A 14,013-nucleotide genomic window follows, 5' to 3' on the forward strand; every position below is an offset into this window, starting at 1 on the left:
CGCGGGCGCTCCCGCCCTTTTTATCCGCCCATTCTCCGCCGGCGGCCGGGGTTTGGCCGGCGGTGGACGGGGTGGGGGATGGGGTCAACTTCTTGCCAGATGATATGATCATGGTATGATGCCTTTGGCCGGGAACGTCCGGCGGGACGGCGGGGAGCCTTCCCGGCATGGCCGGGCACCGGACACACCGCCAGAGCATGCCTATCAGAGATTTCCGGATGGACCCGGAAGAAGAAAGCAGGGAGTGGACATGGCGACGAGAAGAAACAGACCTGCACCCGCCTCATGGCAGGCACTGTACGGGCCCAACCTGGGTTGGGCCCTGGAGCTGTATGAGCGGTATCAGGCCCATCCGCAATCCGTCGACGACCAGACGCGCGCCCTGTTCGAACGCCTGGGGCCGCCTCCTGCGGAGGTGCTCGCAGGTCGAGCAGCGGATGCGGACACCGATGGCCTGGCATCGGACAAGGCCGCGCAGGGACGGGCCGGGGACGCCGCGTGGCAGGCGCAACCGGGTACGGCTGCTGCGGTGGACACCCAGCGGATCGTGGCCGCGCAACGGTTGGCCCGCAACATCCGCATGTACGGCCATCTCGAGGCGCGCATCAATCCCATCGGAGAACCGCCTGCGCCGGCGGCCATCCTGGATTTGCAAAACTACGGGTTGACGGAGGAGGATCTCGCGCGCATCCCGGCCCACTGGGTGTGGGCGCACGCCCCCGCCGACGTGCGGGACGCGAAGACCGCGCTGCAACGTCTGCGGCGGGTGTACACGGGATCGCTCGCGTATGAGTTCGCACACGTGCACGACCCGGAGGAGCACGCGTGGTTGACCCGGCACGTGGAGTCCTCCGAATGGCCGCGCCCGCTGCCGGCGGAGCAGGCCAAGGCGCTGCTGCGCCGGTTGATTGAAGTCGACGAGTTCGAGAAGTTTTTGCACCGCACATTTGTCGGGCAGAAGCGCTTCTCCATCGAGGGCGTCGACATGCTGGTGCCGATGCTGGACCGGCTCATCTACCTCACCGTTCAGTCCGGGGCGAGGGATGTGATGATCGGTATGGCCCACCGCGGCCGCCTCAACGTGCTGGCACACGTCCTGGGCAAGCCGTATCAGGCCATCTTCTCGGAGTTCCACGCGGCGCCGAACAAGGAACTGGTGCCCTCCGAAGGTTCCATGGGCATCAACTATGGCTGGACGGGCGACGTCAAGTACCACCTGGGGGCCAGCCGCGACGTGGGCGATGGCCATGAGGTGCAGGCGCGTCTTCGCCTGGCCAACAATCCGAGCCATCTCGAGTTCGTCAACCCGGTGGTGGAAGGGTTCGCCCGCGCCGCCCAGGACGACCGCGGACAGGCCGGCGCACCCGGGCACGACATGGACGCCGCCGTGGCGGTGTTGGTCCACGGGGACGCCGCGTTCCCTGGCGAGGGCATCGTCGCGGAGACCCTCAACCTGTCGCGGCTGCCCGGTTACACGACGGGCGGAACGATTCACATCATCGCCAACAACCAGCTCGGGTTCACGGCCGTCCCGGAAGAGGGCCGTTCCACCCGCTACGCCAGCGACTTGGCCAAGGGCTTCGAGATCCCGATTGTCCACGTCAACGCGGACGATCCGGAGGCGTGCCTGGCCGCCATCGAGCTGGCGCACGCCTACCGGCAGGCATTTCACAAGGACTTCCTCATCGATCTCGTCGGTTACCGCCGGTGGGGGCACAACGAAGGCGACGATCCGGTGATGACCCAGCCGCGCATGTACGACGTCATTGCCCATCATCCCACCGTGCGCGAGCTGTACGCCAAGCGCCTGTTGGAAGCCGGCATGGTGCAGCCCGACGAGGTGGCGGAACTGGAGCGCCAGGTGCGGGATCGCCTGCGCCAAGCCTACAGCCAGGTCGGGGAAGAAAAGGACGAGGCGGAGCCGACGTGGAAGCACGCGGGCCCGATGCAGTCCGTGCAAGCGCAGCCGGTCCCCCGCGAACAGCTGCAGGCGCTCAACGAAGCCCTGCTGGCACGGCCGGAGGGGTTCACGGTGTATCCGAAGCTCGACCGGATCCTGCAGCGGCGGCGGACCGCGTTCACCGAACCCGACGGGCGCGTGGACTGGGCGCACGCGGAAGCGCTCGCGTTCGCCAGCGTGCTTGCGGAGGGCATTCCGGTCCGTCTGACCGGGCAGGACTCCGAGCGGGGCACCTTCAGCCAGCGCCACCTGGTCCTGCATGATCACCGGACCGGCCAGACCTACACGCCGTTGCAGCACCTTCCCCAGGCGCGCGCTTCGTTCGCTGTGCACAACTCTCCGCTGACGGAGGCGGCGGTCATCGGGTTTGAGTACGGGTACAACGTCCAGGCGCCGCAGACGTTGGTCTTGTGGGAGGCGCAGTTCGGCGACTTCGCGAATGCGGGACAGGTGTTGATTGACCAGTTCCTCTCGGCGGGCTTGGCCAAGTGGGGCCAGCCTTCGGGTCTGGTTCTCCTCCTGCCCCACGGATACGAAGGGCAGGGGCCGGAGCACTCCAGTGCGCGGCTCGAGCGGTACCTGCAGCTGTCGGCCGAGCACAATTGGCGGGTGGTGTACCCGACGACGGCGGCGCAGTACTTCCATCTGCTGCGCGACCAGGCGGCGCGCCTGACGGTCGACCCGCGGCCGCTGGTGGTGATGACGCCGAAGAGCTTGCTGCGCAATCCGCGCGCCGCTTCGACGGTGGACGAGTTGACGCAGGGCGGCTTCCAGCCGCTGTGGACGGAGCCACCGCGTCCCGGTGCCGATGCGGCAGCCGTGCGCCGTCTGATCCTGTGCACCGGGAAGGTCGGGGTCGATCTCGCGGCGGCCCTCGAGCAAGCCGGCCATCCGGAGTGGCTCGCCGTGGCGCGCGTCGAGCAACTGTATCCGTTCCCGGCCGATGCCGTGCGGCAGTGGGCGGCGTCGTTCCCGGGCGCGGCTGAACTGGTATGGCTGCAGGAGGAGCCGCAGAACATGGGGGCCTGGGGATATGTGCAGCCGCATCTGGCGGAGCTGTTCCCGGACCTGCCCATCCGCTACGTCGGCCGTCCTGCGCGGTCCAGCCCGGCCGAAGGTCTGGCGGATGCGCATGAGCAGATGCAACGACAGATCATCGCCCAGGCCGTCAGTGAGCAGGGCCTGAGCGTGCATGCGGGGAGGGAATCGCGGTGAGCGATGTAAAAGTTCCGGAGCTCGGCGAATCCATCGTCGAGGCGTCCATTCTCAACTGGTTGAAGCAAGAGGGAGATACCGTCCAGGAGGGCGACGCCCTCGCCGAGCTGGAGACGGACAAGGTGAACGTCGAGGTCATCGCCAACGAGAGCGGCGTGTTGCAGAAGATCCTCAAGGGGGCGGGGGAGACCGTCGCCGTCGGGGAGACCATCGCGGTCATCGCGGCGGCCGGGGCGGCTCCGGCACCGTCTCCTTCCCCTGCGGCAGCGCCCGCACCGGCGGCTGCACCGGCCAGCCCGGCGGCGTCCGCCGCACCGGAGCCTTCGGTCACCGGTCAGCCTGCGGCGACGCCGGCTTCCGCTAGCCCGGCCGCGGGCGGCGTTCAGGCGCCGCCGCCGGGGGCGGAGTTGATCCCGCCGCGGCCGACGCCGTCCATGCGCCGGATGCTTCGGGAACAGGGGGTCGATCCGGTGCAGATCACCGCCGCTCGCCCCGCCGCGGCACCCGTGCCTGAGGTCCGGCCGGCGCAAGCCGCCTCCGCGCCTGCGTCGTCCGTCGCGGAGGAGCAGGGTGCTCAAGACCTGCGGCCAGACGAGGAGCGCGTGCGGATGTCCCGCCGCCGTCTGACCATCGCGCGGCGACTGGTGGAGGCGCAGCACACCGCGGCGATGCTGACCACGTTCAACGAGGTCGACATGACCAAGGTGCTCGAGATCCGCAAGCGCCGCAAGGACCGGTTCAAGGAAGAACACGGGGTCAGCCTCGGATTCATGTCGTTCTTCACCAAGGCGGCGGTGGCGGCCCTCAAGGCGTTCCCGCGCCTGAACGCGGAGATTCAGGGCGAGGACATGATCCTCAAGTACCACTACGACATCGGCATCGCCGTGGCCACGGAGGGCGGACTGGTGGTGCCGGTCGTCCGGGACGCGGATCGGCTCAACTTTGCGGAGATTGAGCAGGCCATCGCCGATCTGGCGGACAAGGCACGCAACAACAAGCTGACGCTGGCAGATCTGCAGGGCGGGACGTTCACCATCACCAACGGCGGCGTGTTCGGGTCGCTGTTCTCGACGCCGTTGCTGAACGGGCCGCAGGTCGGCATCCTGGCGATGCACGGCATCCAGCAGCGTCCGGTGGCGGTGAACGGCCAGGTCGAGATCCGGCCGATGATGTACATTGCCCTGTCGTACGACCACCGGATTGTCGACGGCAGCGAGGCGGTGCGGTTCCTGGTCAAGATCAAGGAACTGATTGAGGATCCGGAGTCCTTGATGCTGGAAGGTTGAACGGCGGGCCCGCATCCTGCGGGCCCGTTTTTGACGCTGGGTTGGCGTTTTGCTCCGCTCCTGCTGCGCAAGACACTTCGCAAAACGCTCACGCACCAGGGGCGGAGCGGCGCGCCCGACCCCTCGATTTGACACGTGCACACAGGCCATCCCCTTGGTATGCTGGAGACAAACCGAAGTTGACATGAGGGGGCGAGTCAGGATGACCAACGCGAGCGGAACGCGTGGGCCGATTCGGGTGCTGGTGGTGGACGACCACGAGTTATTCCGCCAGGGTGTGTGCACTATCCTCAGCCGGGCCGGGGACCTGGAGGTGGTGGACCAGGCGGAGGACGGGCGCCAGGCGGTGGAGAAGTGCAGGCAGCACCTGCCGGATGTGGTGCTGATGGACATCAACATGCCGGTGTGCGACGGATTGGAGGCGACCCGTCAAATCAAGCGGGAGCATCCCTACGTCAAGATCCTGATCCTGACCGTGTCGGACGCGGAAGAATCGCTGTTTGAAGCGGTCAAGTCGGGAGCGTCCGGGTATGTGTTGAAGAATGCGAGTCCGACGGAAGTGATTGACAGCGTCCGCCGCGTGAGCGCCGGGGAGCCGGTGATCCCGGGCAACCTGGCGATGCAGATCATCACCGAGTTCTCCAAGCCGGTGGTTCGGCCCGTGCAGCAACAGGTCGAGCAGTTGACCGAGCGGGAGATTGAGGTGCTGCGCTATCTGAGTGCGGGCGCGACCAACAAGGACATCGCCAACGCCTTGTTCATCAGCGAGAACACCGTCCGCAACCACGTGCGCAACATCCTGGAGAAGCTTCACCTGAGCAATCGGGTGCAGGCCGCGGCCTATGCGGTGCGCGAAGGATATGTCATGAAAAAGGAGGAAAATTGAACGCAGAGGGGATTCCACGGTCCGCATGCAGGGTGTGGCAGGTGTGTGACAACCGAGTGAGCGGAATTGACGGAAGATCCCGGGGTGTGACATAGTGGTGGATGCGGTGGGGCATGTGGAGGTGAGCGGAACGTGTTCAAGGACGTGTTGAATGATCTGGAGAGCGCCCTCAAGGAGCTGTCGGACATCAACCGGGCGCTCGACGAGGCGCTCGTGGTGGCGGTCACGGATCACCGCGGCAATATCACGTTCGCCAACGAGAAGTTCTGCGAGATCTCCAAGTACTCACACGAAGAGCTTCTGGGGCAGAACCACCGCATCGTCAACTCGGGATACCACTCGAAAGAGTTCTTTCGTCAGATGTGGCGCACCATCGCGCGCGGGCAGGTGTGGCGGGGGGAGATCCGCAACCGGGCCAAGGACGGCACGTACTATTGGATGGACACCACCATCGTCCCGCTGTTGAACGAGCGCGGCAAACCGTACAAATACGTCTCCTTCCGCATCGACATCACTGAACGAAAGCGGGCGGAGGAGTTGCTCCGGCGGTCGGACAAGATTGAGGCTGCCGCCCAATTGGCTTCCAGCATCGCGCATGAGATCCGCAATCCGTTGGCCGCCATCAAGTGGTCGCTGCAGACGCTGCAGTTGGAAGGCGACGAGAACCGCAAGCAGGTGGATCTGATCCTCTCCGAGATCGATCGCATCGACGGCATTGTCGGCGACTTCTTGATGTTGGCCAAGCCGGGGGACTCCGCCGTACAGATGGGGGACATACGGACGCTGCTCGCCAGCACGGTGCAGCTTATGCAGATTCACGCGCGCAAACAAGGTGTCCGCATCGTCATGGACTTCGCGGACCCGCTCCCGTCTGTCCGCATGGCGGAGAGCCAGATGAAGCAGGTGTTCATCAATCTCATCAAGAACGCCATCGAGGCGATGCCGGGCGGCGGCCAGATCACGGTGCACGCAGAACCGCTGGAGCCCGGCCGCGTAAGGGTGCGCGTGGTGGACCAAGGGCCTGGCATCCCCGAAGATCAACTCGCGCGCCTCGGGGAACCGTTCTTCACGACGAAGGAAAAAGGAACCGGTCTGGGTCTCATGATCAGCGACAAAATTGTCAAGCAGCACGGCGGCACGCTGTCCATCCAAAGCCAGGTCGGCAAGGGGACGACGGTAGAAGTGGTGCTGCCGGCGGCGGGCGGTTCGACGTCGAGTGCATCGTGATGCTTCACACGGCAGGAGAGGGGGAAGCGCTCATTTGGCCCGGCGCTCGTGCTCCTCGCGGTCACGGGTGCGTTCTTCTTTTTCCATCTCCGTAAACAGCCGCTCCAAGCGGGACAGCTCGTCGGTGGCTCGGCGCACCTCTTGGTTACTTCCGTCCCCGTGCAGCGGAAACAGCAAAAACCGGATGGCGGCCAGGGACGTCCGCACTTCGTTCACCACGCTCCACGGCAAGACCTGCGGCTCGTGCACTTCCATCGCCAGCCGCTTCTGCCGTTCTTTCTGCTCCCGGTGGGAGTATCCGAGCCACGCGATACAGGAGTAGCCTATCATCTCCAGCAGCAGTGTGGACGGGACCACACCGGTGTGCATGGCGACGTACACGTCTACGGCGGTGAGGACGACGCCGAGCCCGATGGCGATGGTCAACCCCAAAAAGTATCCCACGGCACCCAGGATGATCATCCCCGCGGCGAAGCCGGCATGACCGGCGGACAGACCCCATACGCACAGGACCAGCGCCACCGCCGCCGCGAACAGGTGTGCGCGGTTCCGCACGAATCTCACCAGCCGCTTATCCCATTTCGAACACCAAGCGTGAATTCGGTCCACGGATTTCAACGCCATCGCCCCCTTATACCGGGCGCACGGAGCCGGTGCGCCGCTGGCCCGCGCGGGCCAGCGGACGTGCGTGGCCTGTTTGCCAGAATCTTTGCGGAAACAATCACTCGAGACCAGTGTGCACCCACGGCGGGGGGTTGCGCCAGCCCTTGCGGGACTATTCACATAGTCCGAACGGACTATTTTCAAATCCCATTGGTCCGATTGGATGATGTGTATAGTCCATCCGGACTATGTCGAATCGTGTCGAATGGTCCATGTGAGCTAGTTCCAAAATGAGCGGTCTAGGTCTGCCGAAGGGCTTGTCGACAGATGTACGGTTGTAACCGGAACTGCAGAAAGGAGTGGACCGCGCGTGAAGCGGACCCAATTGCGCAAGCCAAACCGTGTCTTGGCGCTCGCGGCGCTGACAGCGTTGCTGGTGTCGGGCTGCGGGCCTGAGTATCTGGTCCTTCATCCCGTTGGACCGGTTGGCCGGGAGGAACTGAACCTCATTGTCCTGTCCACCGTCCTGATCTTGATTGTCGTGATCCCTGTCCTCGCACTGTTGGTATACATTGTCTGGCGGTATCGCGACAAACCGGAGAACGACGCACCGTACACGCCGCAGTGGTCGGAGAGCAAACTGCTGGAGGCGGTCTGGTGGGGCATCCCGATTGTGATTGTCGCCATCTTGGGCTTCTACACCGGTAAGTCCACCTTCAAGCTGGTGGAACCGCCGCCGTCGGATGCCAAACCGTTGACCATTCAGGTCACGTCGCTCGACTGGAAGTGGCTGTTCCAGTATCCAGGGCAGAACGTGGCGACGGTCAATTACGTCGAGATCCCGGTTGGCGTTCCGATTCAATTCGAGTTGACGGCCGACGCGCCGATGAACTCGTTCTGGGTGCCGCAGTTGGGCGGCCAGGAGTACACCATGCCCGGAATGGCGATGCGGCTGTGGCTGGAAGCGGATCAGCCGGGAACGTACTACGGGCACGGCGCGAACTTCACAGGCAAAGGGTTTGCGCACATGGACTTCCAGGTCAAGGCGGTATCCCAGCAGGAATTTGACCAGTGGGTGCAACAGGTGAAGGCCAACTCGCCTGCGCTGACACTGGCGGGTTACCAGCAGCTCAAGCAGCCGAGCGTGGTCGGAACCGCTTCGTACTCGTCCTTCCCGCCCGGGTTGTTCAATGACACGGTGTGGGCGAACGGCGGCCGCTACATGCCGGAGATGATGGATGACATGACTGGTATGCAAGGCCATACGGCGGACGCCGGAAAGTCGGACCAGACGAGCGGGATGTCCTCCATGCCGGGGATGGAGATGGACGGCAAACAGACCGCTGACCATTCGGGACACTGAGCCGGAAAGGGGCGAAAGAAGATGCCGGATGCACTGCGCCAGTTCGCAGACACATACCTGATGTGGCAGGAAGGGCCCATGATCTGGATTTCGGACGTGCTCATCCTGCTCACGAGCATCGGGATCGTCGCCACCCTCACCTACTTTAAAAAATGGAAGTGGCTGTGGCGGGAGTGGCTGACCACGGTCGATCACAAGAAGATCGGCATCATGTACCTGATTGCGGCGCTCTTGATGATGTTCCGCGGCGGCGCGGACGGTCTGCTGATGCGCACGCAGTTGGCGGCGCCGGGCATGCACTTCCTGGACGCCGAGCACTACGATCAGATTTTCACCACGCACGGCACCATCATGATCCTGTTCATGGCGATGCCGTTCATCTTCGCGCTGTTCAACATCGTCGTGCCGTTGCAGATCGGCGCGCGCGACGTGGCGTTCCCGTACCTGAACGCCATCAGCTTCTGGCTGTTCTTCTTCGGGGCGCTGCTGTTGAACATCTCATTCGTGTTTGGCGGTTCGCCGGACGCCGGCTGGACCAGTTATCCACCGTTGTCCGAACTCGGGTTCGACAATGGACCCGGGGAGAACTTCTATCTCCTCGCGTTGCAGATTTCGGGTATCGGCAGCATTGCGACGGGCATCAACTTCCTGGTCACCATCTTGAGGATGCGCGCGCCGGGCATGACCTTGATGAAGATGCCGTTGTTCACCTGGTCCGTGTTGTCGGCCTGCATCATGATCATCTTCGCGTTCCCGGCGCTGACGGTGGCCTTGGCGTTGCTGATGCTGGACCGCATCGTGGGCACGCACTTTTTCACCATCCTGCAGGGCGGCAACCCGATGATGTTCATCAACCTCTTCTGGATTTGGGGTCACCCTGAGGTCTACATCGTCGTGGTTCCTGCGTTCGGCGTGTTCTCGGAAGTTGTGGCGACCTTTGCGCGCAAACGGATCTTCGGCTACACGTCGATGGTCGCTGCGCTTCTGTCCATCAGCGTGATCAGCTACTTCGTGTGGGCGCACCACTTCTTCACGATGGGCGCCGGCGCCGATGTGAACACCTTCTTCGCGGTGGCCACGATGGCTGTCGGCATTCCGACCGGCGTCAAGGTGTTCAACTGGCTCTTCACCATGTACCGCGGACGCATCCGGATGACGTTGCCGATGCTGTGGACCATCGCGTTCGTACCGTGCTTCGTCATCGGCGGCGCGACGGGCGTGATGCTGGCGGTCGCTCCGGCGGACTACCAGTACCACAACAGCTACTTCCTGATTGCACACTTCCACCAGGTGCTCATCGGCGGCGTGGTGTTCGGGATGCTGGCCGGCATGTACTACTGGTGGCCGAAGATGTTCGGTTTCAAGCTGGATGAACGGCTCGGCCGCTGGGCATTCTGGTTCTTCAACATCGGCTTTTACGTCTGCTTCATGCCGCAGTACGCGCTCGGCTTCATGGGCATGCAGCGGCGCATGTACACGTATCCGGCCGACATGGGTTGGGGCACGCTGAACTTTGTCTCGACCATCGGCGCGTACCTGATGGGCATCGGGTTCATCTTCATCGTCGCGCAGGTGCTGTACAGCATCAAGTACGGTGAACGGGACCTGACGGGCGATCCGTGGGACGGCCGCACGCTCGAGTGGTCGCTGCCGTCGCCGGTTCCGCACTACAACTTCGCGGTCATTCCGACGGTCACCAGCCGCGATTACTGGTGGACGCTGAAGGAAGAAGGCCGTACGGACGAGATCAAACCGAAACCGGAGGACATCCAGCCGATTCACATGCCGAAGAACTCCGGCCGTCCGTTCCTGATGGGCGTGTTGTTCTTCGTCGCCGGGCTCGGGTTTGTGTTCAACTGGCACGTCCTCGCCGTCCTCGGGTTGCTGGGCGTTGTGGTGACGATGTTGCGGCGGTCGTTCGAGTACGACGACGAGTACTACATCCAGCCGGAAGAGATTCAGCACGTCGAATCGGCACTGGGGAGGTTGTGAGCCATGGCGGTCGTTGAAAAGGCGCTCCGGGACGCGCACGGACACCTGTCCGGCGCGGACCCGGCCAAGCCGCTGGAGTACCAGGACCCCAATCAGTCCCTTCGCATCCTGGGATTCTGGCTGTTCCTCGCCACCGACATGCTGCTGTTCGGGTGCCTGTTCGCCACCTACCTGGTGCTGCGGACCCATACGGACGGCGGGCCGACGGCGCACGAGCTGTTCGATATCCCGGGCTTCACGGCGGAGACGTTCATTCTGTTGACGAGCAGCTTCACCGGCGGGCTCGCGACGCTGGCGATGCGCAACCGGAACCGCAAGCAGGTCCTGGCATGGCTCACCGTGACCATCCTGCTCGGACTCGCCTTCGTCGGCCTGGAAGCGCAGGAGTTCTACAAGGATGTCTTGGAAGGCGCCACGATGCAGCGCAGCGCGTTCTTGTCCGCGTTCTTCACCCTGGTCGGCACCCACGGCAGCCACGTGTCGCTCGGCATCGTGTGGATGTTCTCCATCCTGCTGCAGGTGGCGAAGCGCGGCTTGACGCAGGTGACCGCGCGCAAGGTGTTCATCGTGAACCTGTACTGGCACTTCCTCGACGTGGTGTGGGTGTTCATCTTCACGGTCGTATACCTGTTCGGGGTGGTGATGTGAGATGGCGGCACACGGACACGCGGAACAACATCACGGCGGGCCGGTGGCGGCGCACGAACACCACGGCGCGGGCAAGTACATCGTCGGCTACATCGCGTCGCTGGTGCTGACGGCCATCGCCTTCTGGCTGGCCCTCGGCCATCACATGGCGGGAGGTCCGCTGGCGCTGACGCTGCTCATCCTCGGCGGATTGCAGATCGTCGTGCAGCTGTTCTTCTTCATGCACGTGACGGAAGGGGATGGCCCTCCGTTCCACTCGGTGGGGCTGCTGTTGGGCCTGATCTTCACGTTCGCGATCGCGCTGATGTCCATCTGGATCATGAGCTTCCACTACCAGGTTCAGTGAGCCGGAGGGCCCGCACCCGGTGCAGAGAGGATGGTGAATGTCATGGGGGAGCAAGCGAATCAACCACGGACGCCGGGCCGGCTTTCCTTGACTTGCTGGCTGTCGTGGGCGACCCTCGTCGCCATGTTTCTCGGGAACACAATCGGCTTCACCGACGCTGTGACCGGGTCAGCCATGGGGTGCGGGTCCGACTGGCCGCTTTGCAACGGGCAATGGATCCCGTCTCACTGGACCATGGCGATGGTGATTGAGTACACCCACCGGGTGAGCATTCTGTTCACCAGCGTGTTTCTGCTGCCGCTGGCGGTCCTCGCCGGGTGGCGGTACGGCCGCCGCAGTGAGGTGCGCTGGCTGATTGGGTTCACGCTGGGCGGGGTCGTGGCGGAGAGCGTGCTGGGCGCGATGACGGTGCTGTTCCAGAACCCGCCCGCGGTGATCGCCGTTCACCTGGGCGTGGCCATCACCTCCTTCGTCGCCCTGTTCCTGCTCACGCTGACGATTCAACGGCTCGATCGCGCAGGAGGCCGCCCGGCTGTCCTCACGCCGCTTCGGCCGCTGGCCGCCAGCCGCCGGCTGTCGCGCTGGAGTTGGTTCGGCCTCGGATACGTGTACGTCGCCGCTTACATCGGGGCGTACGTGGCGAGCACGGGCTACGGTGCCCTGTTTGCGGGCTGGCCGTTGCCCGCGGAGCGGTACAGCGCCGTGGGTGCGGCGTTCTGGGTCGACCTGTTGCACCGGATGGCGGCGCTCGGCTTCCTCGTCCTCGCCGTGTGGTTGTACGCACTCGCCCGGCGGGAGCGCCTGCGCCGGCCGGATCTGTATCGGGCGAGCATGGTGGTCGTCGCTCTGGTCCTCCTGCAGGCGCTCAGTGGCGCGTTGCTCGTCTGGACGCACGTGAGCACACTGGCATTCCTGGTACACGTCACGCTCGTGACCGGCTTGTTCATGACGCTTGGGTATATGGCGATGCAGGTGTTGCCTGATCCCGCGGCTGTGCAGTCACAAGATCCGTCCACGCGGTGGGTGCGGACGGGCCGGCAGCGGGCCGGCGCGTGAAGCGTGTGAGGCAGGGATGAGATCGGGCCGGCCGGAGGATGTTCCTCCGGCCGGCCCGATCTCTGTTGCAGGGCCTGTAAAGATGTGGCTATGGCTGTTCGTCGCCGCTCTTGGCGCACGATTTGGCCTGATGGTATGCACCTCCCCTTTATCCCTCACGGCACCAACGGGTAGCGGCCCTGTTTCAAGGCCACCTGAAACACGTCCAGTGGCAACAGGTCCGCTTCGGACGGCATCGGCACCATCACCACCACATGGCGGAGTTCGCCGTCCTGTTCAACGACGAACACGCGCCGGTAACCGTGTGCGATGTGTCCGACCGGGAACCAGCGGACGACGGCGGTTATCCTCCACCCGTCCGATGCGGACGCGGAACGTTTCCGGCCCTCGCTCGACATACTCCCAGGCGAAGCGCCCCGGGCGTTCAAGTTCAAACTGATACCGGAGCGGCACAGGGTCATGGTCGTTGATCAGGAGCATGGCCTGGCCGGGTTGCAGCCTGTCGAAGGTTTCGAAGATGACCTGGTGTTTCATGTGTGGCGGATATTCGGTCGCGTTGACCGTATAGGCGAACTCGCTCATGCTTTCAACCTCCTGCGGCGTGTGTGAGATGGTACACACCGACTGTACCGTTTTGGTGACATCATATTCGTGATTCGACTCACACCCAGCTTTCATGCAAGGCTACACTGATCTTGGCAAGAGGTCAGGAACTCCATGGAAAACAGAGGGCCTGACGGGAAGAGGTGGTGTGGATGGACGCGCTGCAAATGCTGCGCGAAATCGAGTTGTTCCGCGGTCTCACCGCGGAAGAACTGCAACGTGTGCACGTCCTCGCGGCCGAACGAAGGTTTGAGCGCGGGGAGTACGTGTTCATGGAGGGCGATGAGCGGGAAGCGGTGTATTTCATCCGCCGCGGTCTGATCAAGATTTTCAAAGTGGACGAGCAAGGGCGGGAACACATCGTCAACATCCTCGGGGGGGGCCAGATGTTCCCGCACGTCGGCTTTTTCCAGGAGGGTCCTTATCCGGGCACCGCTCAGGCGATGGAGAGGAGCATCCTCCTGGCCATCCGTACGGCGGCGTTCGACAATCTCCTGGTCGAGTATCCGGACATCGCCCGCAAGGTCATGCGGGTGATGGGCCAGCGGATCCTCCAGCTTCAAGCAAAGTTGCAGGAGTTGGCGGTGTTCGACGCGCGCGAGCGGGTGGTCGCCCTCATCCGGCACTTCGCGGAAGAGCACGGCGAGGTGCGCCCGGACGGGGTGTATCTGAGGCTCCCGGTCACCCATGGAGAGATGGCCCGTATGGTCGGGATGACGCGGGAGTCGGTCAACCGCATCTGGAATCAGCTGCGGCGGGAAGGGGTTTTGCGCGGCCACCGGGACGAGTGGATGGTTCACCTGGACAGGCTCCGCCGCGCCTGAGCAG

13 protein-coding genes are annotated in these 14,013 nt (G+C 63.9%); 10 read left to right on the forward strand and 3 right to left on the reverse strand.

The features are described from left to right. The first annotated feature begins 250 nt into the window (after positions 1 to 250). The 4 genes from BM357_RS00265 (at position 251) to BM357_RS00280 (ending at position 6,574) form a co-directional block, all read left to right on the forward strand. On the forward strand, positions 251 to 3,175 hold the full coding sequence (locus BM357_RS00265) for a 2-oxoglutarate dehydrogenase E1 component (protein WP_074949181.1): 2,925 nt from the start codon (positions 251 to 253) through the stop codon (positions 3,173 to 3,175). Further along, positions 3,172 to 4,461 (forward strand): 2-oxoglutarate dehydrogenase complex dihydrolipoyllysine-residue succinyltransferase, encoded by a 1,290-nt coding sequence (odhB, locus tag BM357_RS00270; protein WP_074948472.1) that lies wholly within the window; start codon positions 3,172 to 3,174, stop codon positions 4,459 to 4,461. Before BM357_RS00265 ends, odhB begins: the two co-directional genes overlap by 4 nt. A gap of 202 nt (positions 4,462 to 4,663) precedes the next feature. After that, positions 4,664 to 5,347 carry a response regulator gene (locus BM357_RS00275; protein WP_074948474.1) on the forward strand — a complete coding sequence of 228 codons (684 nt, stop codon included), beginning with the start codon at positions 4,664 to 4,666 and terminating at the stop codon, positions 5,345 to 5,347. 132 nt (positions 5,348 to 5,479) lie between these two features. Next, on the forward strand, positions 5,480 to 6,574 hold the full coding sequence (locus BM357_RS00280) for an ATP-binding protein (RefSeq protein WP_074948476.1): 1,095 nt from the start codon (positions 5,480 to 5,482) through the stop codon (positions 6,572 to 6,574). Between the two features lie 30 nt (positions 6,575 to 6,604). Here the strand turns inward: BM357_RS00280 and BM357_RS00285 are convergent, their stop codons facing one another. Next, positions 6,605 to 7,138: a hypothetical protein gene (locus BM357_RS00285; RefSeq protein WP_139234488.1), complete on the reverse strand. Its 534-nt coding sequence runs from the start codon at positions 7,136 to 7,138 to the stop codon at positions 6,605 to 6,607. A 409-nt stretch (positions 7,139 to 7,547) separates the two neighbouring features. On the opposite strand from BM357_RS00285, the gene coxB reads away from it, so the two are divergent. Genes coxB through BM357_RS00310 form a run of 5 tightly spaced genes read left to right on the forward strand, consistent with a single transcriptional unit; the run spans position 7,548 to position 12,582 of the window. Continuing rightward, positions 7,548 to 8,540, forward strand: a complete 993-nt coding sequence (gene coxB, locus BM357_RS00290) for a cytochrome c oxidase subunit II (protein ID WP_074948480.1) — start codon at positions 7,548 to 7,550, stop codon at positions 8,538 to 8,540. A gap of 21 nt (positions 8,541 to 8,561) precedes the next feature. Continuing rightward, positions 8,562 to 10,532 carry a cytochrome aa3 quinol oxidase subunit I gene (qoxB, locus tag BM357_RS00295; RefSeq protein ID WP_074948482.1) on the forward strand — a complete coding sequence of 657 codons (1,971 nt, stop codon included), beginning with the start codon at positions 8,562 to 8,564 and terminating at the stop codon, positions 10,530 to 10,532. 3 nt (positions 10,533 to 10,535) lie between these two features. Further along, positions 10,536 to 11,180, forward strand: a complete 645-nt coding sequence (cyoC, locus tag BM357_RS00300; protein WP_074948484.1) for a cytochrome o ubiquinol oxidase subunit III — start codon at positions 10,536 to 10,538, stop codon at positions 11,178 to 11,180. Position 11,181: 1 nt separating this feature from the next. After that, positions 11,182 to 11,526 (forward strand): cytochrome o ubiquinol oxidase subunit IV, encoded by a 345-nt coding sequence (locus BM357_RS00305; RefSeq protein WP_074948486.1) that lies wholly within the window; start codon positions 11,182 to 11,184, stop codon positions 11,524 to 11,526. A gap of 42 nt (positions 11,527 to 11,568) precedes the next feature. Further along, positions 11,569 to 12,582, forward strand: coding sequence for a COX15/CtaA family protein (locus BM357_RS00310; RefSeq protein WP_074948488.1), 1,014 nt, complete (start codon positions 11,569 to 11,571; stop codon positions 12,580 to 12,582). Positions 12,583 to 12,737: 155 nt separating this feature from the next. Here the strand turns inward: BM357_RS00310 and BM357_RS20415 are convergent, their stop codons facing one another. Both BM357_RS20415 and BM357_RS00315 read right to left on the reverse strand, forming a co-directional pair. Next, complete coding sequence (locus BM357_RS20415) at positions 12,738 to 12,872, reverse strand: hypothetical protein (protein ID WP_281245542.1); 135 nt, start codon at positions 12,870 to 12,872, stop codon at positions 12,738 to 12,740. After that, complete coding sequence (locus BM357_RS00315) at positions 12,859 to 13,164, reverse strand: DUF2249 domain-containing protein (RefSeq protein ID WP_083430033.1); 306 nt, start codon at positions 13,162 to 13,164, stop codon at positions 12,859 to 12,861. Before BM357_RS00315 ends, BM357_RS20415 begins: the two co-directional genes overlap by 14 nt. Before the next feature lie 173 nt (positions 13,165 to 13,337). Here BM357_RS00315 and BM357_RS00320 point away from each other — a divergent pair, with 173 nt between their 5' ends. After that, a complete protein-coding gene (locus tag BM357_RS00320; RefSeq protein WP_083430034.1) occupies positions 13,338 to 14,009 on the forward strand; it encodes a Crp/Fnr family transcriptional regulator in 672 nt (223 codons plus the stop codon). The last annotated feature ends 4 nt before the right edge of the window (positions 14,010 to 14,013 follow it).

It is taken from the genome of Paenalicyclobacillus macrosporangiidus (assembly GCF_900116805.1).
GTDB classification, from domain to species: Bacteria; Bacillota; Bacilli; order Alicyclobacillales; family Alicyclobacillaceae; genus Alicyclobacillus_H; species Alicyclobacillus_H macrosporangiidus.